The 23,618-nt window shown below is 73.3% G+C and carries 21 protein-coding genes, 1 pseudogene and 1 riboswitch; of the genes and pseudogenes, 12 read left to right on the top strand and 10 right to left on the bottom strand.

Annotation, left to right across the window (positions count from 1 at the left end; genetic code table 11):
- The first annotated feature begins 112 nt into the window (after positions 1-112).
- Entirely contained in the window at positions 113-1,906 is a 1,794-nt protein-coding gene (locus ACI790_RS12055) for an AMP-dependent synthetase/ligase (protein ID WP_456570009.1), read from the top strand.
- A 55-nt stretch (positions 1,907-1,961) separates the two neighbouring features.
- On the opposite strand, the gene ACI790_RS12050 is transcribed toward ACI790_RS12055, so the two are convergent.
- The 5 genes from ACI790_RS12050 to ACI790_RS12030 form a co-directional block, all read right to left on the bottom strand.
- A complete protein-coding gene (locus ACI790_RS12050; protein WP_456570008.1) occupies positions 1,962-3,083 on the bottom strand; it encodes a glycosyltransferase family 4 protein in 1,122 nt (373 codons plus the stop codon).
- Positions 3,080-4,360, bottom strand: coding sequence for a M48 family metallopeptidase (locus ACI790_RS12045; RefSeq protein WP_456570007.1), 1,281 nt, complete (start codon positions 4,358-4,360; stop codon positions 3,080-3,082). The genes ACI790_RS12050 and ACI790_RS12045 overlap by 4 nt, the downstream gene beginning before the upstream one ends.
- 95 nt (positions 4,361-4,455) lie before the next feature.
- The gene (locus ACI790_RS12040) at positions 4,456-5,538 is read right to left on the bottom strand and encodes an NlpC/P60 family protein (protein ID WP_456570006.1); all 1,083 of its coding nucleotides are present in this window, start codon (positions 5,536-5,538) and stop codon (positions 4,456-4,458) included.
- Positions 5,539-5,555: 17 nt separating this feature from the next.
- A riboswitch (cyclic di-AMP (ydaO/yuaA leader) is annotated at positions 5,556-5,734 on the bottom strand.
- Between the two features lie 186 nt (positions 5,735-5,920).
- On the bottom strand, positions 5,921-6,238 hold the full coding sequence (locus ACI790_RS12035) for a hypothetical protein (protein WP_456570005.1): 318 nt from the start codon (positions 6,236-6,238) through the stop codon (positions 5,921-5,923).
- A gap of 89 nt (positions 6,239-6,327) precedes the next feature.
- Positions 6,328-8,073 (bottom strand): D-alanyl-D-alanine carboxypeptidase family protein, encoded by a 1,746-nt coding sequence (locus ACI790_RS12030; protein WP_456570004.1) that lies wholly within the window; start codon positions 8,071-8,073, stop codon positions 6,328-6,330.
- Positions 8,074-8,268: 195 nt separating this feature from the next.
- Here ACI790_RS12030 and ACI790_RS12025 point away from each other — a divergent pair, with 195 nt between their 5' ends.
- Complete coding sequence (locus ACI790_RS12025) at positions 8,269-10,047, top strand: DEDD exonuclease domain-containing protein (protein ID WP_456570003.1); 1,779 nt, start codon at positions 8,269-8,271, stop codon at positions 10,045-10,047.
- Positions 10,044-10,331 (top strand): Lrp/AsnC family transcriptional regulator, encoded by a 288-nt coding sequence (locus ACI790_RS12020; protein WP_456570002.1) that lies wholly within the window; start codon positions 10,044-10,046, stop codon positions 10,329-10,331. Before ACI790_RS12025 ends, ACI790_RS12020 begins: the two co-directional genes overlap by 4 nt.
- Before the next feature lie 81 nt (positions 10,332-10,412).
- On the opposite strand, the gene trpD is transcribed toward ACI790_RS12020, so the two are convergent.
- A complete protein-coding gene (trpD, locus tag ACI790_RS12015) occupies positions 10,413-11,477 on the bottom strand; it encodes an anthranilate phosphoribosyltransferase (protein ID WP_456570001.1) in 1,065 nt (354 codons plus the stop codon).
- The gene (locus tag ACI790_RS12010) at positions 11,474-11,902 is read right to left on the bottom strand and encodes a hypothetical protein (protein ID WP_456570000.1); all 429 of its coding nucleotides are present in this window, start codon (positions 11,900-11,902) and stop codon (positions 11,474-11,476) included. The genes trpD and ACI790_RS12010 overlap by 4 nt, the downstream gene beginning before the upstream one ends.
- 132 nt (positions 11,903-12,034) lie before the next feature.
- Here ACI790_RS12010 and ctaE point away from each other — a divergent pair, with 132 nt between their 5' ends.
- Genes ctaE through qcrB form a run of 4 tightly spaced genes read left to right on the top strand, consistent with a single transcriptional unit; the run spans position 12,035 to position 16,296 of the window.
- Positions 12,035-12,655 carry an aa3-type cytochrome oxidase subunit III gene (gene ctaE, locus ACI790_RS12005; protein WP_456569999.1) on the top strand — a complete coding sequence of 207 codons (621 nt, stop codon included), beginning with the start codon at positions 12,035-12,037 and terminating at the stop codon, positions 12,653-12,655.
- A gap of 7 nt (positions 12,656-12,662) precedes the next feature.
- Entirely contained in the window at positions 12,663-13,505 is an 843-nt protein-coding gene (gene qcrC, locus ACI790_RS12000) for a cytochrome bc1 complex diheme cytochrome c subunit (RefSeq protein WP_456569998.1), read from the top strand.
- A complete protein-coding gene (gene qcrA / locus ACI790_RS11995) occupies positions 13,502-14,614 on the top strand; it encodes a cytochrome bc1 complex Rieske iron-sulfur subunit (RefSeq protein WP_456569997.1) in 1,113 nt (370 codons plus the stop codon). The genes qcrC and qcrA overlap by 4 nt, the downstream gene beginning before the upstream one ends.
- A complete protein-coding gene (gene qcrB, locus ACI790_RS11990) occupies positions 14,614-16,296 on the top strand; it encodes a cytochrome bc1 complex cytochrome b subunit (RefSeq protein WP_456569996.1) in 1,683 nt (560 codons plus the stop codon). The genes qcrA and qcrB overlap by 1 nt, the downstream gene beginning before the upstream one ends.
- Positions 16,297-17,422: 1,126 nt before the next feature.
- Here qcrB and ACI790_RS11985 read toward each other — a convergent pair.
- A complete protein-coding gene (locus tag ACI790_RS11985) occupies positions 17,423-17,827 on the bottom strand; it encodes a cytochrome c oxidase subunit 4 (protein ID WP_456569995.1) in 405 nt (134 codons plus the stop codon).
- Between the two features lie 45 nt (positions 17,828-17,872).
- Positions 17,873-18,772, bottom strand: coding sequence for an aa3-type cytochrome oxidase subunit II (ctaC, locus tag ACI790_RS11980; protein ID WP_456569994.1), 900 nt, complete (start codon positions 18,770-18,772; stop codon positions 17,873-17,875).
- Between the two features lie 271 nt (positions 18,773-19,043).
- Here ctaC and ACI790_RS11975 point away from each other — a divergent pair, with 271 nt between their 5' ends.
- From ACI790_RS11975 to asnB, 3 genes are read left to right on the top strand one after another with little or no spacing between them, the layout of a single operon-like run.
- Positions 19,044-19,409 (top strand): metalloprotease, encoded by a 366-nt coding sequence (locus ACI790_RS11975; RefSeq protein WP_456569993.1) that lies wholly within the window; start codon positions 19,044-19,046, stop codon positions 19,407-19,409.
- On the top strand, positions 19,399-19,743 hold the full coding sequence (locus ACI790_RS11970; protein ID WP_456569992.1) for a DUF3817 domain-containing protein: 345 nt from the start codon (positions 19,399-19,401) through the stop codon (positions 19,741-19,743). The genes ACI790_RS11975 and ACI790_RS11970 overlap by 11 nt, the downstream gene beginning before the upstream one ends.
- A 46-nt stretch (positions 19,744-19,789) precedes the next feature.
- Positions 19,790-21,721 (top strand): asparagine synthase (glutamine-hydrolyzing), encoded by a 1,932-nt coding sequence (asnB, locus tag ACI790_RS11965; RefSeq protein WP_456569991.1) that lies wholly within the window; start codon positions 19,790-19,792, stop codon positions 21,719-21,721.
- 272 nt (positions 21,722-21,993) lie between these two features.
- Here asnB and ACI790_RS11960 read toward each other — a convergent pair whose 3' ends face one another.
- Positions 21,994-22,341, bottom strand: coding sequence for a HesB/IscA family protein (locus ACI790_RS11960; RefSeq protein ID WP_166532535.1), 348 nt, complete (start codon positions 22,339-22,341; stop codon positions 21,994-21,996).
- Between the two features lie 152 nt (positions 22,342-22,493).
- On the opposite strand from ACI790_RS11960, the gene ACI790_RS11955 reads away from it, so the two are divergent.
- Together ACI790_RS11955 and ACI790_RS11950 are read left to right on the top strand one after the other, a co-directional pair.
- Entirely contained in the window at positions 22,494-23,111 is a 618-nt protein-coding gene (locus ACI790_RS11955) for a DUF3043 domain-containing protein (RefSeq protein WP_456569990.1), read from the top strand.
- Between the two features lie 25 nt (positions 23,112-23,136).
- Positions 23,137-23,556 (top strand): annotated as a pseudogene (locus ACI790_RS11950) (MBL fold metallo-hydrolase); the annotation flags it as partial.
- Positions 23,557-23,618: the final 62 nt, after the last annotated feature.

Genomic DNA, 23,618 nt, shown 5'->3' with positions numbered 1-23,618 from the left:
GCAGCACTCGGCTACTGCCGAGTAGCACCAGCCGCTAGATTGACCGGGACGTCCCCGTACCGGGGCCGCGGGCGACGGCGCCTCGTGGCCGGCGGGGAGGAGAGGACCACGCGTGCGCGAGTTCAGCGTTCCTGTGACCACCGAGGTCGGCCCCGACGAGGCGCTGACCGACATGCTGGCCACCAACGTAGCCGAGGCCGGCGCCGAGGTGGGGCTGCGGCGCCGCCGCGGCGGCCAGTGGCAGGACGTCACCTGGGCGGAGTTCGCCGGTGAGGTCGCCGGCGTGGCGAAGGGGCTCATCGCGGCCGGGGTCGCCCCGGGCGACCGGGTCGCCCTCCAGGCGAAGACCCGCTACGAGTGGACCGTCTTCGACTACGCCATCTGGACCGCCGGCGCGGTCGTCGTCCCGATCTACGAGACCTCCAGCGCCGACCAGGTGGCGTGGATCCTGTCGGACTCCGGCGCCACCGCGGTGGTCGTCGAGCGCGACGAGCACGCCACCGCCGTCGACTCGGTCCGGGACCAGGCGCCCGACCTCAAGTCCGTCCACGTGATCGAGGACGACGCGATCGGCACGCTCACCCAGGCAGGCGCCGGCGTCCCGGACAGCGAGCTCGAGGCCCGCCGGAAGACGCTGAACGCCGACAGCCTCGCCACGCTGATCTACACGAGCGGCACCACGGGCCGGCCGAAGGGCTGCGAGCTGACCCACGGCAACTTCCTGTTCGAGATCGACAACGGCATGACCCTGCTCGGCCGGTTCATGAACATGCAGGGCTCGCTGCTGCTGTTCATCCCGCTCGCGCACGTGCTCGCCCGCGTCCTGCAGGTCGGCGCCATCAAGACCCGCACCGTCATCGGGCACACCCCGGACGTGAAGAACCTGGTCGAGGACCTCGGCGGGTTCAAGCCGACGTTCGTGCTGGCCGTCCCGCGGGTGTTCGAGAAGGTCTACAACCAGGCCAAGGCGAAGGCCGAGGGCGACGGCAAGGGCAAGATCTTCGACCGGGCCGCCCAGGTGGCCATCGACTGGTCGCGCGCCCAGGACAGCGGTGGTGCCGGGATCGGCCTGCGGCTGCAGCACGCGCTGTTCGACAAGCTCGTCTACGGGAAGCTGCGGGCCGCGCTCGGCGGGCGGTGCCTCGGCGCCATCTCCGGCGGTGCGCCGCTCGGCGAGCGGCTCGGCCACTTCTTCCGCGGCATCGGCGTCCCGGTGTTCGAGGGCTACGGCCTCACCGAGACCACCGCCGCCGCCTCCGTCAACCACGAGGACGCCTTCCGCATCGGCACCGTCGGCCGGCCGCTGCCGGGCGTCTCCGCCGCGATCGCCGAGGACGGCGAGATCCTGCTGCGCGGCGGCGTGGTCATGCGCGGCTACTGGAAGAACGAGCAGGCCACCCGGGAGGCGATCGACGCCGACGGCTGGTTCCACACCGGCGACATCGGCGAGATCGACGACGACGGCTTCATCAAGATCACCGGTCGCAAGAAGGAGATCCTGGTGACCGCGGGCGGCAAGAACGTCGCCCCGGCGGTGCTCGAGGACCGGCTGCGGGCGCACCGCCTGGTCAGCCAGTGCATCGTCGTCGGCGACGCGCGGCCGTTCATCGCCGCACTGATCACCCTCGACGAGGAAGCCCTGCCGCAGTGGCTGGAGTCCAAGGGCAAGCCGGCCGACCTCACGGTCGCGCAGGTGCGGGAGGACGCCGACCTGCAGGCCGAGCTCGACGCCGCGGTCAAGGACGCCAACAAGGCGGTGTCGCAGGCCGAGGCGATCAAGAAGTTCACCGTGCTGGACACCGACTTCACCGAGGACAACGGGATGCTGACCCCGAGCCTCAAGCTGAAGCGGAACGTCGTCATGAAGCAGTTCGGCTCCGAGGTGGACGCGCTCTACACCCGCTGAGCCCGCCGCCCGACCGGGCCCCGTCCCACCACCGGTGGGACGGGGCCCGGTGCGTTCAGGGCTCGAGCAGGTGGGCGAAGTCGGCCGCGATGGTCGACCACGACCACCGCTGCTCGACCCAGGCCCGGCCGGCGGACCCCAGGGCGCGGGCCCGGTCCGGATCGTCCAGCAGGCCGTTCAGGGCGGCCGCCACGGCAGCGGGTGAGCGCGGGTCGACGACGTGGCCGGTGACGCCCTCCTGCACCGCCTCCGGCGCCCCACCGGAGGTCCCGGCGACCACGGGCCGGGCGCAGGCCGCCGCCTCGAGGAACACCATCCCGAGCCCCTCGACGTCCAGCCCGCCGCGACGGGTGCGGCAGGGCATCGCGAAGACGTCGCCCGCCGCGTAGTGCGCGGGCAGCTGCCCGTGCCCGACGGGGCCGGTGAGGACCACCGAGTCCTGGAGCCCCGCCCGGGCCACGGCGCGGCGGAGGGATGCCTCGGCCGGGCCGCCGCCGACCAGCAGCAACCGGGCGCCGGGGTGCCGGGCGAGGACCTGCGGCCAGGCCGCCACGAGCACGTCCTGGCCCTTGCGCGGGACCAGCCGGGAGACGCAGACCACCACCGGCGCCTCGCCCAGCCCGTACCGGTCGCGCACCGCTGCCCCGTCGGCCTCCGGGGTGAACCGGTCGACGTCCACACCCGGGGAGAGCTGGGCCAGCCGGGCGCGGCTGCCGAGCGCCGGCGCGAGCCGGTCCCGGGTGTACTCGCTGATGTAGGTGACCACGTCGAGGCCCGCGGCGATCCGCTGCATCACCTGGCGGCTCCCCGGCAGGGCGACCCAGCCCGTCTCGTGCCCGTGGGTGGCGCCGACGAGGTGCCGCACGCCCGCCGCGCGCAGGGTGGGGGCCAGCAGGCCCAGCGGTGCGGCCGCACCGAAGAACGCGGTGTCGCAACCGAACCGGTCGACGAGTTCGACGGCCGCCCGGGCGGTGGCCCGCGTCGGCAGCAGCATTCCCGTCGGGCGGCGCACCACGGGGTACGGCAGCGCAAGGTCGTGCTCGGCCGAGCCGGGCGAGTCCGACGCCAGCACGACCAGCGAGTCCGGCGGACGGCGGGCGAGCAGCGCCGCGACGAACGTCTGGATGCCACCCTGCCGGGGCGGGAAGTCGTTCGTGACGACCAGCGTGCGGGTCATGGTCCCTCCAGGAGCAGCCAGTCCTCGGCCATGGCGATGCGCTCGGCCGCGGTCGGGTGGCTGCCGAAGAACCAGTGCCAGGCGGCCGGCGGATCGGGGTCGGCGAGGTTCGACGTCGCCAGCCGTTGCTGCATGCCGATGAAGGCCTCCGGGTCCCGGGTGAGGTCCAGGGCGCGGAGATCGGCCCGTTCCTCGATCTGCCGGGACACCAGGTTCTGCACCGGGGTGGCGATCAGCCCGCCGACCGCCACCAGGAAGAGCAGCAGCGGCACGACGCGCGGATCGCCGGGTGAGTCCGCGCCCGCGCGCCGCACCAGGCGCGTCGACGTCAGCAGCCATCCGGCCAGCGCGGTGGCCGCCCCGGCACCGAGGGCGCCCATGAGCGTGCCGGTGAGCACGTCGTCGGTGGCCACGTGCCCGAGCTCGTGGGCGACGATCGACTCGATCTCCGCGTCCGGCAGCTCGGCGAGCACCGTGTCGTACAGGACGATCCGCCGGGTCGACCCGAAGCCGGAGACGTAGGCGTTCAGGGCCGTGGTCCGGCGCGAGGCGTCGGAGACCAGGACGTCCTGCACCGGGGTGCCGTTCTCCTCGGCCAGCGCGAGCAGCTCGGTGCGCAGCTCGCCAGCCGGAAGCGGCGTGAAGGTGTTGAACGCCGGCTCGATGACGACCGGGTAGAGGAACGAGCCGACGACGACCAGCGCGGCCGCCGCCCCCCCTGCCCAGGCCCACCAGGTGCGCGGGGCCCGGCGGACCAGCCACAGGACGGCGAGGACGACCGCGGCGCTGATCGCCGCGCTGATGGCCACCGAGACGGCGACGTCGCGCAGCCAGAGCCCCCACCCGCGGGTGGAGAGGCCGTACCGGTGCCGGACGGTCTCGGCGTAGGCGGACACCGGGAGGGTCACCAGGCGACCGACGACCACGAGGGCCGGCACCCCCACCAACACCTGGACGAACCACCGGCCGCCGAACGGTGCGGCCACGGCACGCACCAGCCGCCCGCCGAGCCGGGTCAGGCCGAGGGCCGCCGAGACGGCCAGGCTCAGCGCCAGGGAGAGCAGCGAGGCGGGGCGGAGCGCGGCCGCGAACGCCTCCGCCCGGTCCAGCTGCGCGGGAGGCAGCCCCGCGGAGGGGTCGGGAGCCGTGTAGCCGCCGGGCGGCTCGGGCAGCACGTCCCACGGCGTGCGGACGGCGATGGCGACGGCGAGGGCGATCCCGAGCACGACCGCCGTGACCAGCGCGGCCCGAGCGTCTGGCCGCCCTCCCCGGTTCACCCGGCCGATCCTAGGTGCGCCGTCCCGCTCGCCCGGGAGACGGCGAGGGCCGGCGACCTCCGAAGAGGTCGCCGGCCCTCGTGGCACGGATGCCGTCAGCCGGCGATCCGCCGGGCGCCGTTGTAGCCGCCCATCGAATCCACGCCGGCCACCTTCACCGGCTGGCCGGAGGTGGAGGCGTGCACCATCTGGCCGTTGCCGATGTACATGCCCACGTGGCTGACCGGGCTGTAGAAGAACACCAGGTCGCCGGGCTGCAGCTCGCTGCGGGAGACGGCCTTGCCCATCTGGGACTGCGACCTGCTGGAGTGCGGCAGGGTCACGCCCGCGGCGGCGTAGGCGTAGGACGTCAGCCCCGAGCAGTCGAAGGCGTTCGGCCCACCGGCACCCCAGACGTAGGGATCGCCGAGCTGGGCCAGGGCCGTGTTCACGGCCACCTGGGCGGCGGCGCTGGGAGCGATGACGCCGCTGGGCGCCGGCGCCGGCAGGCTGTCGCCGCCGTGGGCCCGGGCCACCTCGGCCTGCTGCGGCGCGGTGAGCGCGTCGTACCGCCGCTGGTAGTCGGCGATCCTCGACTCGAGGTCCTCCTGCTTCGCGGCGATCTCGTCCACCACGCGCTGGGCGTCGGCGGCGGACGCTGCGGCGGCGTCCCGGGACTCCTCCGCGTCCTCGGACGCCAGCGACGCCTCGGAGAGCACCGCGTTGGTGTGCCCGGCGATCGCGTCGAGGGTGCCGAGCTGGGACACCAGCTGGTCAGCGGAGTCGCTGGACAGCAGGATGTCGAGCTGCGACATGCCCCTGCCGGTGTAGGCGCTGCGGGCGAGCCGGCGGATCTGGCCGTCGAGGGCGTCGAGCCGGACCTGGGCCGCTGCGGCCGCCTCGGTCGCCGCCTCGGCGTCGTCCCGGTGGCGGTCCAGGGCGACCCGCGCCTCGTTCAGCTCCTCGGAGGCGACCTCGAGCTCATGGCTGGCCCGGGCCACCTCGGCCGCGACCTCGTCGGCCGTGCCGGGGACGGCGCTCGCGGCGCCGGGGAGGACGGTGACGGTCAGGGCGGCGGCGGCGCCGACCAGCAGGCCGGAGCGGAGGGGGCCGAAGCGGCGGGCGCTCGACGAGCTGCGCCGGCCGGCGGCGAGAAGCTGTTCGGGGGCGTGCGTCAGTAGTGCGTGAGGGGTCGCCACGTGCGGCGGCTCTCCGTTTCTTCCACTGCAACCGCCGACCGAGTTAGCTGACGGGTTCGGGCTGGGAAGACTGGCCCTATCCCCCACGGGCCGGCGAACCGGCCGCGGGAGAACTCACCCCAGAAGTGCGGTGGGTCCCCGGTACACCCCGGGCGCCGGTGCTGCACGCCGCGCGGTGATTAGGCGGTGTCCGGTCGAGGCCATCCATCGACGGATGACGACCACCCGGCCGAACGGCGACGACCATAACGACCGTGATGCGCCTGTGACAAACGGCAACAGCTGACACGTGTGTGGCGGGCGTCCCGCCCGGCACGGCGCGCCTACCTGCGCATTCACCCGGTCGGGTGAACGCCGGGCCACCCCGACGGGCACGGATCGATCAGCCCGTGCGCCGTCCGGACCCCTCGCCGCCGTGCCCGTCGGAGCCGTCCGGATGCCGCAGGGGTGGCACCAGGCCACCGTCGGCCAGCGCCCGCACGGCCCGGCGCTCGACGTCGTCGAACTCCACCACCACGCCTGGCGGCGGCACCACGACGTCCTCCGCGGCCGCCGCCGACCCGCCCCGGGCGCGGCCGGTCATCGGGACCACCACCGGGTCGGTCCCCTGCCATCCCGGTGGGGCGCCGAGCAGGACGGTCACCACGCAGTCGGCGCAGCCGGTCCCCCGGACGGTGCAGGTGTCGCAGTCGATGAGCATCGCTTCTTCTCCTCCGTGAGTCGTTCCGCACGGTAGGAGGAGACACCGACATTTCCGCCGCGCCGCCGTCCGGCGCGCGCCCGGGGGGCTCAGGTGCCCGCGTACTCCCAGTGCCAGGGCTCCTCGCGCCCGTTCCCGGGATCGGCCCAGGTGGGGTGCAGGAAGCCGAACCGGCCGGCGTTTGCCACCATCCAGGCGTACTGCGGCGTGCCGAAGGTCTGGACGCCGCCGCACAGGTCCACGGCGAGACCCCAGCCGTGGTTGCTCGTGCCGGGGATCGCGGCGAGGGCCGGCTTCTCCCCGTACAGCCGCACCTGGCCGGCGTAGCTGCGGTAGGAGTCGGTGAGGCAGAGCGGAACCCCGAACGCGGACGTGAAGGCGGTGGCCATGGCCCGGTACGCCGCCGCCGCGTCGCAGCGCAGCGAGTGCCCGCCGACGCCCAGCGGGCACATCGCGCTGGGCGGGATGAGCCCGTTGGGGTACCCGCCCCAGGCCCGGCCGCCGTCGTAGCTCGGCGGGTAGACGGTGTTGCCGCACTCGGTCCGCAGGGCGCCCGCGGCCGGCCCGGGGACGGGGACGGCGGGCCGCCGGCCCAGGCTCGGCCGGCCGACGGCCAGCACCTGGTCGGCCGGCAGGGTCCGCACCACGACGGCGCCGGCCCGGGCGTCGGCGGCGAGCATCGTCCGCGGGTCCAGGGCGATCCCCACGTGTCCGAGCCCGGCCTCGCCGGAGCCGAGGAAGACGAGGTCTCCGGGGAGCACGTCGGCGGCGGCCACGGGGGTGGTGGTCGCGAACAGCTCGCCCTGCGTCGCCGGCAGCGGGACGCCGGCCCCCTGGTACGCCGCCTGCACGAGGGTGCCGCAGTCCCAGGAGTCGGGCCCCGCCGTCCCCGGGGCGTACGGCCGGCCCAGCGCCTCCATCGCCGCGCTCACCGCCGCCAGCGTCTCGGCGGGCAGCACCAGCAGCGAGGTCGGCTGCCCGGGCAGCTGCGCCACCCCGCGCTGGGCACCACCCCCGGTGGCCCCCACGGGCGCCAGGCGGTCCGGCAGGCCGCGCGCCGGGTCGCGCAGCGCGGCGGCCGGCAGGCCGTCGACGCCCGCGGCGCGCAGCTGGTCCACGTAGGCCCGCCAGCTGGCCGCCGTCTGCTCGTTGACCTCCACCTGCTCGCGCTGCAGCCGGGCCAGCTGGCGATCGACGACCTGCAGCGCCTCGTCGAGCTCCGCGGTGACCGCGTCCGCGGACGCCTCAAGCTCGGCGACCCGGGCGCTGACCTCGTCGGCCCGCGCCTGCGCCTGCTCGAGCGCGGCCCGGGCCCGCTGCTGCCGGTCCAGGGCGTCCCGCCGGTGCCCCTCCGCGATCCCGATGATCTCGGCGGCGTGCGCGTCGACGGCGGCGAGGAACCCCATGGCGGAGAGCACTTCACCGGGATCGCCCGCGCTGAGCAGGAGGGTCAGCGGGGTGAGCCCGCCGCCGTCCCGGTAGACGGCCGAGGCGTAGCCGGCCACCTCGCGCTGGAAGCCGGCCAGCACGCCCTGGGCGTCGGCGAGCACCGCCTGCGCCTCCTCCACCCCCACCTGCGCCTCGGCGAGCGCCGCGCGGGCGGCGACGACGTCGTCCTGCCGTGCCCGGAGGTCCTGCTGGACCTCGGCGGCGCGCCGCTGCAGCCGGTCCAGGTCACGGCTGTCCAGCACGCCCGAGGTGCCGCCCGGCTGGTCGCTGGGCGCGGCGGCCACCGGCCCCGCGGGCAGCAGCAGCACCGCGCAGGCCGCGAGGACGGCCACCACCGTCCCGCGCCGCGCCGCGGCGGCGAGCCGCGACCAGGTGCGCGCGAGCATCGTGTTCCCTTCCCCGATCCGGGCCGGCGGCGGTGCGGGCGGCTCCACCGGCACGAATGTTGTCCCGCGCACCCCGCAGAAGCCAAGTGGCGGGGCGACCGCGGGGCCCGGCACCCCCCGGTCGGGGGGTGCGGGACGGCCGGCCGGCGGCGCGCGTCCCCCGGACTGTCAGCACCCCGCCCTAGCGTCCGCCGCGTGCCACCCACCGCTCCGCCGCGCTACCAGCAGGTCTCCATCGCCGACGTCGGGACGCCGCTGGCCCAGGTGACCTTCGTCGTCGTCGACCTCGAGACGACCGGCGGCTCTCCGAAGGACAGCGCGATCACCGAGATCGGCGCGGTGAAGGTCCGCGGCGGCCAGGTGCTCGGGGAGTTCCGGACACTGGTCGACCCCGGCCACGAGATCCCGCCCTACATCAGCGTGCTGACCGGCATCACCTCCACGATGGTCGCGACGGCGCCGCGCATCGGCGCCGTCCTCCCGGCCTTCCTCGAGTTCGCCCGCGGGGCGGTGCTGGTCGCGCACAACGCCCCGTTCGACCTCGGGTTCCTGAAGGCGGCCTGCGCCGAGAGCGGGCTGGCCTGGCCCGCCGCGGCATCGGTCGACACGGCCGTCCTGGCCCGGCGGCTGCTCAGCCGCGACGAGGTTCCCAACTGCAAGCTGGCGACCCTCGCCCCGTACTTCTCGGCCACGACGTCGCCCACGCACCGGGCGCTCGACGACGCCCGCGCCACGGTCGACGTCCTCCACGGCCTCTTCGAGCGGCTCGGGCCGCTGGGCGTCACCACTCTCGAGGAGCTCACCGGCCTGACCCGCACGGTCGACCCGGAACGCCGCCGGAAGCGGCACCTCGCCGACGCCGTGCCGCACGGCCCCGGCGTCTACCTCTTCCGCGGCCCCCGGGACGAGCCCCTCTACGTCGGCACCTCCACCGACCTGCGCAGCCGGGTCCGCAGCTACTTCACCTCCGGCGAGCAGCGCAGCCGGATCACCGAGATGGTCGGGCTGGCCCAGCGGGTGGACGCCATCCCCTGCGCGCACGCGCTCGAGGCGGCGGTCCGCGAGCTGCGGCTGATCGCCCGCCACAAACCCCGGTACAACCGCCGTTCGCGGTTCCCCGAACGCGCGCTGTGGGTGCGCCTGACCGAGGAGCCCTTCCCCCGGCTCTCGGTCGTGCGGCGGGTGCGTCCCGACGCCGGGGTCTTCCTCGGGCCGTTCCCGGACCGGCGAGCGGCCGATGCCGCGGTGGCGGCCGTGCACGAGGCGCTGCCGCTGCGGCAGTGCACCGCCCGCCTCTCCCCGCGGACCCCGGTCAGCGCCTGCGCGCTGGCGGACATGGGGCGCTGCGGCGCCCCTTGCACCGGTGCGCAGTCGGTACCGGAGTACGCCGACGTGGCCGGCGTCTTCGCCGCCGCCGTGGCCGCCGACCCCCGGCCCCTGCTCGCCCCGCTGCTGGAACGGGTGGACCGGCTGGCCGCCGAGGAGCGGTACGAGGACGCCGCCGTGCTGCGGGACCGGGTCGCCGTCCTGGTCCGGGCCGTCCGCCGCCGGCAGCGGCTGCAGTCCCTCGCCGCCGTTCCCGAGCTGGTGCTCGCCCGCCCCGACGGCGACGGCGGCTGGGAGCTGTCGGTGATCAGGCTCGGCCGGCTGGCGGCGGCCGGGAACGCCCCGCGGGGCACCACGGTCCGCAGCGTCCTGTCCGGGCTGCTGGCGACGGCCGAGACCGTCCGCGGGGCCGACGGGGAGGAGACCACGTCGGTCGACGAGACCGAGCTGGTGCTGCGCTGGCTGGAGAAGCCCGGCACCCGGCTGGTGCAGCTGACCGGGACGCTGGCCAGTCCGGCCCCCGGCACCGGGGCCTACAGCGGTTTCCTGGCGCGCGTGGAGAGCGGGCGGGACGCCCGCGACCCGTTCGCCGACGGCCGGTCGCTGGGCACCCGCGCGCGCCCGGACCGGATAGCATCGCCGGCGTGATCACCGCCATCGTGATGATCGACGCCGCCACCGACTCGATCGCCGAGGTCGCGCAGGCGGTCGCCGAGCTCGACGGGGTCAGCGAGGTCTACTCCGTCGCCGGTGAGGCCGATCTGGTCGCCATCGTCCGCGTCCGCGAGTTCGAGCAGGTCGCCGAGGTCATCGCCGGCCGCATCAACAAGGTGCCGGGCGTGGTCGACACCGACACCCACATCGCCTTCCGGGCCTACTCGCGGCACGACCTGGAGGCCGCGTTCGCCATCGGCTTCGACACCCCCGGCTGAGCGCGGCCGACGCCCCTCCCGCCGCGCGCCCGGCTCGGCCGGCCGCCGCGCTCGCGGGCAGCCCCGGAGGAACGGCTTCGCTCAGCCGCGAGCAGCCCGGCTGACGCTCACCCAACGGTCCAGCAGCGCCGCGGCCCGGCCGTCGTCGACGGCGGCGGCGGCCCGCGCCAGCCCCGCCGCCAGCCCGTCGTGCAGCCGGGACGAGCGCTCGTCGAACGCGACCAGCGCGGCGGCGGCGTTCAGCAGCACGGCGTCCCGCACCGGCCCCCGTTCGCCGTCCACCACCCGGCGGAACACCTCGGCGTTCGCGCGGGCGTCGCCGCCGCGGAGCGCGTCCGGTCCCGGCGTCGCGATGCCGAGCGCCACCGGATCCACCCGGTCGGGCTCCACGGCGCCGTCCCGGACCGTCCAGACCGACGACGTCGTGGCGGTGGTGAGCTCGTCGAGCCCGTCGTCGCCGCGGAAGACCAGGGCCCGGCTGCCCCGGGCCGCCAGCACCTCGGCGAGCACGGGTGCCATGCGCTCGTTCGCGCAGCCGATGGCGGCCGCGACCGGACGCGCCGGGTTGGTCAGCGGGCCGAGGAAGTTGAAGACCGTGCCGATGCCCATCTCCCGCCGCGGCACGGCGGCGTGCCGCATGCCGGGGTGGAACACCGGCGCGAAGAAGAACCCGATGCCCGCCTCGCGGACGCAGTGCGCGACGGCCTGCGCCGGGAGGTCGATGACGACGCCGAGCGCCTCCAGGACGTCCGCGGCACCCGACGAGGACGACGCCGCACGGTTGCCGTGCTTGGCGACCGGCACACCCGCGGCCGCCGTCACCACCGCGGCCATCGTGGAGATGTTGACCGTGTGCGCTCCGTCCCCACCGGTGCCCACGATGTCGACGCAGTCCATCGGCAGCTCCACGGGGGTCGCCTGGGCCAGCATCTCGGCGGCCAGCCCGGCGACCTCCTGGGACGACTCGCCCTTGGCCCGCAGGGCGACCGTGAACCCCGCCACCTGAGCCGGGGTCGCCTCCCCGGTCATGACCTCGCGCATCGCCCAGCGGGTGTCGTCGGCGGAGAGGTCCTGGCCGGCGAGCAGGCGGTTGAGCAGGCCGGGCCAGGTGGGCGCGGGTGACGACGGCGGCACCGACCGGCTCACCGGCTCGCCGCGGGACGCTGGGCGCGGGCGCGGAGCAGGTCGGCGACCACGCCGGGGGCGACCAGCGGGTCGACCGGCAGGGCGAGGGTGCCCTCGGCGCGCGACCAGTGGGCCAGCCAGCGGTCGGGCTGCCGGGCCACGAGCAGGCACACGGCCGGCCGGTCGGCGACCTCCACCTCGAGCTGCCTGGTCAGCGCCATGCCACCGGTGGGCTGCGCCTCGCCGTCGAGGATGCACAGATCGATCCCGCCGGCGTCGACGGCGGCCACCACCTCGTCCCCGGTCGAGCACTCCAGCCAGGTGAGCGGACCCACATCGGCGGCCGGCCGGCGGCCCACCGCCGTCCGGACCGCCTCCCGCACTTCCGCGCGGTGGCTGTAGAGCAGCACGGTGGCCGGTGCGGTGGGCTTCTCGGCAGCACTCACCCGGCCGAGCCTAGTGCCCGGCGGCTTCGCCGCAGGCCAGGACCGCGAGTCGGTATCGACCTGATCACGTTGCCGCCACGCCCATCCCACCCGCGGTCGTGACGGGGGGTGGCCGATGCCATGATGGGCCTCGTGACAACGGCCCCCGTGGCGAGCAGCACCTTCGACACCTCGCGGGTGCACTCCCTGACCCGACCGAACATGGTCAGCGTCGGCACGATCATCTGGCTCGCCAGCGAGCTGATGTTCTTCGCCGGTCTGTTCGCCATGTACTTCACCGCGCGAGCCCGCGCCGGCGCCGAGCTGGGCTGGCCGCCCGAGCCGACCGAGCTCAACCTGCCCTACGCCACGTTCTTCACCGTGATCCTGGTGCTCTCGTCGGTCACCTGTCAGTTCGGTGTCTTCGCGGCGGAGAACGGCAACGTCTACGGGCTCCGGCGGTGGTTCACCATCACCTTCGTGATGGGCCTGGTGTTCGTCCTCGCCCAGGCGAACGAGTACCGCGTCCTGGTGACCGAGCACGGCACGACGATCTCGTCGTCGACCTACGGCTCGGTCTTCTACATCACGACGGGCTTCCACGCCCTGCACGTCATAGGCGGGCTCGTCGCCTTCGTCTACGTGCTCATCCGGTCCACCATGGGCCGCTTCACGCCGGCACAGGCGACCTCGGCCATCGTGGTCTCCTACTACTGGCACTTCGTCGACGTCGTGTGGGTCGGGCTCTTCGCCACGATCTACCTGATCCGCTAGGGAACCGGTGTCCACCACGAAGCCGCACTCCGACGCCCCGCTCGACGACACCGGCGCCCCCGTCGCCCGGGCCCGCGCCCGTCGTCGCTCCAAGCACCGCCGCCGCCTGGCCAACGCCGCCGGGCTGATGGCCTCGCTCGTCATGACAGGCGCCCTCTACTCGGTCTTCGCACCGGCCCAGGCCGCCGAGGACACGACCAGCGAGTCCGCTGCCGAGGCCGCCGGTCGCGAGCTGTACGAGCGCAGCTGCATCTCCTGCCACGGCGAGAACCTGGAGGGCGTCCCGAACCGGGGCCCCTCGCTCATCGGCGTCGGCGAGGCGTCGGTCTACTTCCAGGTGCACACCGGCCGCATGCCGCTGGTGCGCCAGGAGGCGGACGCCCCCGACAAGCCGGTCGTCTTCTCCGACGAGGAGATCGACCAGCTCATGGCCTACGTGCAGGCCAACGGCGGCGGGCCCACCCTGCCGTCGGGTGACCTGCGCGACGGCGACCTGGCCCAGGGCGGGGAGCTCTTCCGGCTCAACTGCGCGTCCTGCCACAACTTCGTCGGCGAGGGCGGCGCCCTCTCCTCCGGCAAGGCGGCGCCGAGCCTCGACAGCGCGACCGACCTCGAGATCTACACGGCCATGCTGACCGGCCCGGAGAACATGCCGGTCTTCGGTGACAACCAGCTCACCCCCGAAGAGAAGCGCTCGATCATCGCCTACGTCCAGACCGTCAACGACATGGCCGACCCGGGTGGCGCCGGCGTCGGCCGCATGGGTCCGGTCGCCGAGGGCCTGGTGATCTGGGTGGTCGGTATCGGTGCGCTGATGTTCGGAATCTTCTGGATGGGGAGCAAGGCGTGAGCACGCGCGACACCCGCCCCGGCTCGACCGGCGGCGCGGACACCCCGGGACCGCTGCACGGCGGACCGGACGACGACTACACCCCCGAGCAGCTCGTGACCATGAGCCGCGAGGACCTCGACCGGCTGGGTGCCCGGTACGACGGCGTGGAGATCCTCCACGTCGACCCGGGCCCCGAGCCCGGCTCCCGGCTCGAGAAGCGCGCGGTCCGCCAGGTCGCCCTGACCTTCACGCTGGCCGGTGTCTGCGCGTTCCTGTTCCTGGTGGTCTACGCCGGCTCGGGCTGGTTCCTGCCCGAGTGGAACTGGGCCGAGGAAGGCACCACCTGGAGCGCGCTGTTCACCCCGCTGCTGGGCCTCTTCATGGGCCTGTCGCTCGCTCTGGTCGGCACCGGCCTGGTGCTCTACACCAAGAAGCTGCTGCCGCACGAGACCGCCGTCCAGGACAAGCACGACGGTTCGCACTTCGACCGGGTCACCACCGGCGCGACGCTGAGCGGCGGCCTGCACAACAGCGGCCTGGCCCGCCGGAAGCTGATCACCCGCTCGCTGGGCTTCATGGGCGCCGGCGTGGGGATCATGCTGCTGGCCCCGCTCGGCGGGCTGATCAAGAACCCGAACACCGGCAACCCGCTCGGCCGCACCTCCTGGGCCGAAGGCGTCCGGCTGCTCCGGGACGACGGCAGCCCGATCCGCCCCGGGGACCAGGAGCCGGGCTCGCTGGAGACGGTGTTCCCCGCCGTCCCCGGCGGCAACCTGCAGTCCGACGCCGCGACGATGCTCATCCGGCTGCGTCCCGCGCAGGTCGAGGCGGACCGACCCCGCGAGGGCCAGGGCGACTTCGCCTACGGCGACTACGTCGCCTACTCGAAGATCTGCACGCACGCCGGCTGCCCGGTGTCGCTGTACGAGCAGGAGACCAGCCGCATCCTGTGCCCCTGCCACCAGTCGCAGTTCGACGTCACCCAGGGCGCCAAGCCGATCTTCGGCCCGGCCACCCGCTCGCTGCCGCAGCTCCCCATCACGGTCGACGACGAAGGCTTCTTCGTCGCCCGCAGTGACTACATTGAGGCTGTCGGCCCGACCTACTGGAACCGGGAGCGCATCTGATGGCTGCTACCGCCACTGCCCCGGGGGCTCCCACCTCCCGGCTCGGCAAGGCCGCTACCGAGTTCGACGACCGGCTGATCGTCGCCGGCCCGGTCCGGCGCACGCTGAACAAGGTCTTCCCGGACCACTGGTCGTTCCTGCTCGGTGAGATCGCGCTCTACTGCTTCATCATCCTGCTGCTGTCGGGCACGTACCTGACCTTCTTCTTCGACGCGAGCATGACCGAGGTCGTGTACGAGGGGTCCTACGACCCGCTGCGCGGCACGGATATGTCGGCGGCCTACGCCTCGACGCTCGACCTGTCGTTCGACGTCCGCGGCGGGCTCTTCATGCGGCAGCTGCACCACTGGTCGGCGCTGCTGTTCGTCGCGTCGATCGTGGTGCACCTGCTGCGCATCTTCTTCACCGGCGCGTTCCGCCGGCCGCGGGAGAGCAACTGGCTCATCGGTGTCGTGATGCTCGTGCTGGCGCTGCTCATGGGCGTCACCGGCTACACCCTCCCCGACGACCTGCTGTCGGGCACCGGGCTCCGCATCATCAGCGCGATCCTGCTGTCCATCCCGGTCATCGGGACGTGGGCGCACTTCGCCGTCTTCAACGGTGACTTCGTGGGCACGGAGATCATCGGCCGCTTCTACATCGCCCACGTGCTGATCTTCCCGGCGATCCTCCTGGCCCTGATCGCGGTGCACCTGCTGATCCTGGTCAAGCAGAAGCACACGCAGTTCCCGGGGCCCGGCCGCACGGAGCACAACGTGGTCGGCAACCGGCTCTTCCCCACGTTCGCCGCGAAGGCGACCGGCCTGCTCTTCATCGTGTTCGGCGCCTGCGCCGCGCTCGCCGGTCTGGTCCAGATCAACCCGGTGTGGCTGTGGGGGCCGTACAACCCGGCCCAGGTCTCGGCCGCGTCCCAGCCCGACTGGTACATCCTGTTCCTGGACGGCTCGACCCGGATCTTCCCCGCCTGGGACATCAACCTCCCCGGCGACTACACGATCCCGGCGCTGTTCTGGCCGACGGTCGTGGTGGCCGGGGCGATGTTCACGGTCCTGGCGCTCTACCCGATGATCGAGCGGAAGCTGACCGGCGACACCGCGTCGCACCACCTGCTCCAGCGGCCGCGCGACGTCCCCGTCCGGACCTCGCTCGGCATGATGGCCCTGACGTTCTACTTCGTGCTGATGATCTCGGGCGGTAACGACGTCATCGCCGACAAGTTCGACATCAGCCTGAACGCCATGACGTGGTTCGGACGCATCGGGGTGATCGTGCTGCCGGCGATCGCCTACATGCTCACGTACCGCATCTGCCTCGGTCTGCAGCAGCACGACCGCGAGGTGCTCGAGCACGGCATCGAGACCGGTGTCATCCGGCGGCTGCCCAACGGTGAGTTCATCGAGGTGCACCAGCCCCTCGGCCCGGTCGACGAGCACGGTCACGGCCAGCTGGCCTACGGCGGTGCTCCGGTGCCGAAGCGGATGAACCAGGTCGGGGGCGCCCGTCGGGCCGTCCGCGGCTTCTTCTCCCCCATCGAGGAGCCGTCCTCGGTGGAGCTGGAGCAGCGGCGAGAGGGTCGAGGGCTCGCGGCCGGCGAGTCCGACCGGGAGCTGACGGTCTCCGGCCGCCCGTCCGAGGGTGGTCGCCCGTCCGACGGTGGTCGCCCGCAGGATCCGCGCGACTGATCAGTTCGACCAGAAGGGCCCCGGTGGATGTCCACCGGGGCCCTTCTGCGTTCCGGCCGCAGCGCCCGGCCGGCCGCGTGCGACCGGCGGGCACCCACCGCCGGGCGCGGTGCGCGAACGGCGGCCCCAGCGAATGGCACGCCTCTGCGACAGGGAGCCTGCGGCCGCACCACTGCGCTGCCGCATGAGGCGACACCCGGCGTCCAGCGTCTCCAGCAGCTCCAGCAGCTCGGCAGCTCGGCGGCTCGGCAGCTCGGCGGCTCGGCGGCTCGGCAGCTCGGCGGCTCGGCGGCTCGGCGGCTCGGCGGCTCGGCGGCTCGGCGGCTCAGCAGGTTGCCCCAGCGTCGTCGGTCCTGCCCGACACCGTCCACCCGTCCCTGACGGGCCGTAGCCGCACCGGTCGCTCCGGTCCACGCGCCGGCTGGGAGCCGGAAGACCTCGGTGGAGGGAGTCGTGCTCCCCGGTGCGGGGCGGGCCTTCCCTGGACGAGGACGCCGTGGGCCCGGCGCCCCCCGCGTCCGCCTGACGGGACCACCGACGGCCCGCTGCATCCGGGAGCGCGCCGGCCCCCTGTGGCCCACCCACCAGGCGCTCACGACCGCGACGAGGCGGCTGGCACCATCGTGGGCGGCCAGGAGATCCGCCGGTACCGCGCGGCACGGGGGGGCGCCCACCGCCCTACGTGCGACCGGTGCGGTGATGTCCGCAGACGCGCCACCGTCGCCGTTTCGGGTGCCGAACCGCCGGCCTCCCCGCCGTCGCTCTCGCCCCCGCCCTCGCCCTCGCCCTCGCCCTCGCGCAGGATCCGGCCGCGTCGGCAGTCGGGCCAGGTGCGCTCGCGGACTGGGGCAGCCGCTCGGCACGTCCGGCAGCGGCGAGGAGGCTCGGCGCGATCGAGGCGGGTGCCGACGGCCGCTGCCCTGCCGCGAGCAGCTGCACCGCACGGCGAGCCCCGTGGCCGCAGGGGACGGCGCATCGCTCCCGCGGGCCTGCGGTGCCGGTCCTCCCCCGCGGCGCTCCCCCGGCGCGGCGGTTGCCGCCCCAGTGCGGCGCACCGATCCGGCCCGGAGAACGACGAGGCCCCCTCCGCCTGCCGGCGGAGGGGGCCTCGGTCGTGCGCGGGACGTCAGCTCTGCTGGGCGTTCTGCCCCACGTAGTACTCGAACAGCAGGCCGCCCACGGCGATCAGCAGGGCGACCGAGGCGAGCAGGATGAGCCAGGCGTACCAGAACGCGATACCGAGCCCCATGAGGCCGGCGGTCAGGGCCAGGGTGAAGGGCCAGTAGCTCGCCGGGCTGAAGAAGCCCAGTTCGCCGGCGCCGTCTGCGATCTCGGCGTCCTTGCGGTCCTCGGGGCGGGCGTCGATCCGGCGCGAGACGAACCAGAAGAAGCCACCGATGAGGAGGGTGAGCCCGCCGGAGAGCGCGAGCGCCGTCGTGCCGATCGGCTCCCGTGCCCAGAAGCCGTAGACGATCGCGGTCACGAAGCAGAACACCGCGAGCAGATTGAAGATCAGTGCCTCGACCTTCACGGCCGTGCCTCCTCGTACGTGTGTCGGGTCCGGGAACCGGGAGCGTCAGTCACCGGTCTGCTGCAGGTCGGCGACCTTCTCCTGGACGAGCTCCAGAGGCCGGGTCGTTCCCGCCCCGCCGGGCTGCCCGATCTCCTCGAGCGCCTCGTAGGTGCTCAGACCGGACTCGCGGGCGGCCAGGTAGTCGTCGTACTCGTCACCGGACACCGCGCGGACCTCGAAGTTCATGTACGCGTGGTAGGTGCCGCACAGCTCGGCGCAGCGGCCCACGTAGGCGCCCTCCTCGCGGACGGTCACCTCGAAGACGTTGTCCCGGCCGTTCTCGTTGCCCGGGATGACGTCCAGCTTGAAGAGGAACTCCGGCACCCAGAACGAGTGGATGACGTCGGCCGAGGCCAACTCGAACCGGACGGTGCGGTCGGTGGGCAGCACGAGGATCGGGATCTCGGTGCTGGTGCCGACGGTGTTCACCGGCTCGCCGTCGCCGTCCGAGGTCTCGGGGTAGACGAACTGCCAGTTCCACTTGAAGGCGTTGACGGCGATGACCTCGTCGGGGTCCGCGCTGCGCTCCATGACCTTGTTCTGCGTCACCACGGTGAAGAAGAACAGACCGGAGATGATGATGAACGGGATGATCGTGTAGACGATCTCCAGGGGCAGGTTGTACGCCGTCTGCCGCGGCAGCTCGTCGCCCTTCTTGCGGTGGCGGACCACCGAGTAGGCGATGAGGGCCCAGACCGCCAGGCCGATGACCAGGGCCACCCAGGTCGAACCGACCCACAGCTCCCGCATCGCCTCGGCCTCGTCGGTGATGCCCTCAGGCCATCCCCACCGGACGAAATTGCGCTCCCACCATTCGCTGTCGCCGAGCTCGCATCCGGTGAGGGTCAGCACCCCCAGGAGACCGAGCGCGGCCAGCCGCGCGAGCCTGCTGCCTCGAGCCACTGCTCGCTGCCTCCTCGTCCTCCGCCCGACCTCCGGGCGGTCCTTCCAGCGGGTCCTCTCACCGGGCTTCGGCAGAGTGCAACCACGCCGAACTCAGTGTGGGCCGAGACTAGCCGACCCGCCTCAGGGGCCGACCACCGGAGACGCGAGCGGCGGGTCGCAGCAGCGCTCCACCCGCCGGCCGGCGCCCGGCCGCTCGTCCACCCGCGACCGGCGAGGCGGATCGGTCGTCCCGGCCGGTCACCCGGCGGCGGCGGTTAGAGTCGGTGCCGTGTTCTCCCGGCTGCTGACCCCGAAATGGGTGCTGTTGCACCTGCTGGTGGTCGCCCTCTTCGTCGCCACCTTCTTCCTCGGCTACTGGCAGCTGTCCAAGGCCGAGGCCGGCGGCGGTGCAGTGAACTGGAGCTACGCCCTGCAGTGGCCGCTCTACGGCTTCATGGGGCTGTGGTTCTACGTCCGGATGGTGCGCGACGAACTGCACCGCGACCCCGACGACGACCTGCCGGGCAACACCGTCGTGCTCTACCAGCGGCCCCGGATCGACACCACCGGCGATCCCGAGCTGGCCGCCTACAACGCCTACCTCGCCGAGCTGAACGAGAAGGCCCTCGGACAACGGAGCACCAGTGGCCGCTGAGCAGACCACCCGCACCCCCGGTCGGGAGATCCCGGCCGCCATGACCCGGTACCGGGTCATGGCCAACGTCGTCGGGGTCCTGCTGATCGCGCTGATCTGCGTGGCCGTGCCGCTGAAGCACTGGGCGGGCGTCCCGGGGCCGGTCGCCGTGCTCGGCACGGCCCACGGCTGGCTGTACGGGCTGTTCTTCCTCGCCACCATCGACCTGGCGATCCGGGCCCGGTGGACGGTGAAGGGCACGGCCCTGACGGTGATCGCCGGCACCGTGCCGTTCCTGTCCTTCGTCGCCGAACGGAATGCCACCCGCAAGACCCGCGCCGGCGAGCGCGTGTGACCGACCCGGCCACCGACCACTCCCCCACCCCGAGGACCTGCGCCTGATGTGTGGCCTGCTCGCCTACTTCTCCACCGACGCCCCGCGCGTCGACGACACCATCGTCTCCGACGTCCGGGAGGCGCTGCACTGCCTGCGGCACCGGGGCCCCGACGAGAACGAGCTGTGGCACGACGACCGCGTCGTCTACGGCTTCAACCGGCTGTCGTTCATCGACATCGAGAACAGCCACCAGCCCATGCCGTACGCCGACGGCCGGTACCGGATCGTCTTCAACGGTGAGATCTACAACTACCTGGAGCTGCGCGCGGAGCTGGCCGCGGCGGGCGCGGAGTTCGCCACCGAGGGCGACACCGAGGCGATCGTCGCCGGGTACCACCTGTGGGGCGAGGAGATCGTCTCCCGGCTGCGCGGGATGTTCGCGTTCGTCATCTGGGACAGCGAGACCCGGACCGTGTTCGGGGCCCGCGACCCCTTCGGCATCAAGCCGCTGTTCACCGCCCGCCTGGCCGACGGCGCCGTCGCCTTCTCGTCGGAGAAGAAGGCGCTGCTGGAACTGCTCGGCGGCAGTACGGCCGCCGGCGGCGTCGACCCCGCCTCGCTGCAGCACTACCTGACGCTGCAGTACGTGCCCGAGCCGGCGACGCTGCACCGCGGCATCCGGCGCATCGAGAGCGGCACCAGCTTCACCGTCTACGGCGGGGAGCTGACCACCACCCGGTACTTCCACCCGACGTTCCCGGTGCAGCCGGTGGCCAAGGACGAGCAGCAGCCGCTCTACGACCGGATCGCCGAGGCGCTCGACGAGTCGGTCCGGATGCACATGCGGGCCGACGTCACCGTCGGGTCCTTCCTGTCCGGTGGCATCGACTCCACGGCCATCGCCGCGCTCGCCAAGCGCTACAACCCGGACCTGATGACGTTCACGGTCGGCTTCGAGCGGCAGGGGTTCTCCGAGATCGACGTCGCCGCCGAGTCCGCGGCCGCGATCGGGGTGGAGCACATCACGAAGGTGGTGACGGCCGAGGAGTTCGCCGAGTCGATCCCGCTGGTCGTCTGGTACCTCGACGACCCGGTGGCCGACCCCGCGCTCGTGCCGCTGTACTTCGTGGCCCGCGAGGCCCGCAAGCACGTGAAGGTGGTGCTCTCCGGCGAGGGGGCCGACGAGCTCTTCGGTGGCTACAACATCTACCGCGAGCCCCTCTCGCTGGCCGCCTTCGAGCGGCTGCCGCAGGGCATCCGGCGCGCTCTGGGCACCCTGTCGACGAAGCTGCCGGACGGCATGCGCGGCAAGGACCTGCTGCGTCGCGGCGCCATCCCGCTCGAGCAGCGCTACTACGGCAACGCCCGGATCTTCCGCGACGAGGAGCTGACGTTCCTCGAGAAGCGCGACCCCGACCTGTCGCACGTCGCCGTCACCCGGGAGCTCTACGAGCGCACCCGGGCCGCGGGCTACGACGACGTGACGGCGATGCAGTACGTCGACCTGTTCACCTGGCTGCGCGGCGACATCCTGGTCAAGGCCGACAAGATGACCATGGCGAACTCGCTGGAGCTGCGGGTGCCGTTCCTCGACCCCGAGGTGTTCCGGGTGGCCTCCACCATCCCGGTCGACCAGCGGGTCACCAAGGAGACGACGAAGTACGCCCTGCGCCGCGCCCTGGAGCAGATCGTGCCGCCGCACGTGCTGAACCGGCGCAAGCTCGGTTTCCCGGTGCCGACCCGGCACTGGCTAGCGGAGGACCTGCACGACTGGGCCCGGCAGATCATCGAGGACAGCCAGACCGACGAGTGGCTGGACAAGCAGCAGGTGCTGGCGATGCTCACCGCCCACCGCGCGAACCAGCGGGCCGGCTCGCCGGTCGACCACTCCCGCAAGCTCTGGACGCTGCTGGTCTTCATGGTCTGGCACGGCGTCTTCGTCGAGCAGCGGATCGCGCCGGAGATCCCGGCGACCGTCTACCCCGTCCGGCTCTGACCCGGCGATCCTCCGGATCGCACCGCGACCAGGTGCCGTCCCCGTGAGGGCGCGAAGCCGTTTCGTCACGCCTGCGCGGACCCTCCGGGCCCATGACACCGCGATCCTCCGGATCGCACCGCGACCAGGTGCCGTCCCCGTGAGGGCGCGAAGCCGTTTCGTCACGCCTGCGCGGACCCTCCGGGCCCACTCGGCGCGACCGAGCAGGGGCAGGGATGCGACGAGGCCCGGTCCCCCGTGCGGGGAACCGGGCCTCGATCGGTCCGGTGGACTCAGTTGAAGGAGTCACCGCACGCGCAGGAGCCCTGCGCGTTGGGGTTGTCGATCGTGAAGCCCTGCTTCTCGATGCTGTCGACGAAGTCGATCACCGCGCCGCCCAGGTACGGGCCGCTCATCCGGTCGACGATGACCTCGACGCCGTCGAAGTCGTAGGTCTGGTCACCGTCGAGGAACCGCTCGTCGAAGAAGAGCTGGTACCGCAGGCCGGAGCAGCCACCGGGCTGCACGGCGATGCGCAGCCGCAGGTCGTCGCGGCCCTCCTGGTTCAGCAGTGCCTTGACCTTGGCGGCCGCGGGGTCGCTCAGCACGACGCCGGTGGCCGTGGTGTCCTGCACCGTCATATTCCTGTCCTCTCCCTCCGAGGTGTCCGCGTAGGCGCGTCCTGTCGCGAACGAACGCCGCCGGAACGGCTCCTCTTCCCGTGCCCACCCACTGTACGGCTCGGCGCTCGAACTACGGGGCTGCATTGCTCACACCCGTAGACTTCATCGCCGTGAAGCTCCGCCTGCCCGGCCGCCGTGACCATGCCGAGACGACCACCGCCACGTCCGGCGACGACGGCGACCTCACCGCGCAGCTGGTGAAGGCCGGCGGCAAGGGACGGCCGACGCCGAAGCGGAGCGAGGCGCAGGGCCGCCGGCAGGGTCCGCCTCCCCCGCCGCCCACCACGCGCAAGGAGGCCTACAAGCGGATGCGCGAGCAGCAGGCGCAGCGCCGCGCGGAGACCCGCCAGGGCATGGCGCGCGGCGACGACGGCTACCTGCCCGCCCGTGACCGCGGCCCGGTGCGCAAGCTGGTGCGCGACGTCGTCGACAGCCGCCGCAACATCGGCAGCCTGTTCCTCGTCGTCGCCGCGGTCGCGCTGGTCGGCACGTTCGTGCCCAGCCTGGCCGTGAAGAGCTACTCGAGCTTCGTCCTCCTCGGCTTCTTCGTGCTGCTGATCATCGACTCGGTGGTCCTGGGCCGGAAGATCAAGAGCGCGGTGGAGGCCCGCTTCCCCGACGGGAACCACAAGATGAAGGGCCTCGTCTGGTACGGCATCAGCCGGTCGACCATGATCCGCCGGTGGCGCTTCCCCAAGCCCGAGGTCCCGCTGGGCGCGGAGGTCTGACCGGCAGCCCGGCTCCGCTCCGCTGATGCGGGTCACCCTGCTCGGCACCGGCGCCGCCGACGGCTGGCCCAACCCGTGGTGCACGTGCGCATCCTGCGCCGACGCCCGCCGCCGCCGCGAGCTGCGCCGGCCGACGTCGGCCCTGCTGGACGGCGTGCTGCTGCTGGACCTGGCCCCGGGCCTCCCGCCGGACGGCATCTCGCTCGCCGGCGTGCGCACGGTGCTGATCACCCACGACCACCCCGACCACTGCGCGCCGCTGGCCCTGCTCGCCCGGCAGTGGGTGCGGCGTGCCGAGCCGCTGACCGTCGCCGGCCCCTCTCCCGTACTGGAGGCCGTCCGGCCGTGGTTGGGCCCCGACGACCCGGTGGAGCTGGTCGAGGTCGCGCCGGGATCGGGCCTGCAGCGCGACGGCTACGACGTCCGCGTGCTGGCGGCGGACCACGAGGTGCCCACCGTGCTCTACGACGTCACGGGCCCCGCGGCGACCGGCTCCTCTACGCGACC

It is taken from the genome of Blastococcus sp. SYSU DS0539 (assembly GCF_054050855.1).
Note: the sequence above shows the minus strand (reverse complement) of the source record. Positions and strands in the feature narration are given on the sequence as shown.

Excerpts from the sequence above, each read along its gene's own strand:
- ACI790_RS12050 (WP_456570008.1), bottom strand. The coding sequence starts at position 3,083 with ATGACCCGCACGCTGGTCGTCACGAACGACTTCCCGCCCCGGCAGGGT.
- ACI790_RS12035 (WP_456570005.1), bottom strand. The coding sequence starts at position 6,238 with ATGCTCATCGACTGCGACACCTGCACCGTCCGGGGGACCGGCTGCGCC.
- ACI790_RS12030 (WP_456570004.1), bottom strand. The coding sequence starts at position 8,073 with ATGCTCGCGCGCACCTGGTCGCGGCTCGCCGCCGCGGCGCGGCGCGGG.
- qcrB (WP_456569996.1), top strand. The coding sequence starts at position 14,614 with ATGGCTGCTACCGCCACTGCCCCGGGGGCTCCCACCTCCCGGCTCGGC.
- asnB (WP_456569991.1), top strand. The coding sequence starts at position 19,790 with ATGTGTGGCCTGCTCGCCTACTTCTCCACCGACGCCCCGCGCGTCGAC.
- ACI790_RS11960 (WP_166532535.1), bottom strand. The coding sequence starts at position 22,341 with ATGACGGTGCAGGACACCACGGCCACCGGCGTCGTGCTGAGCGACCCC.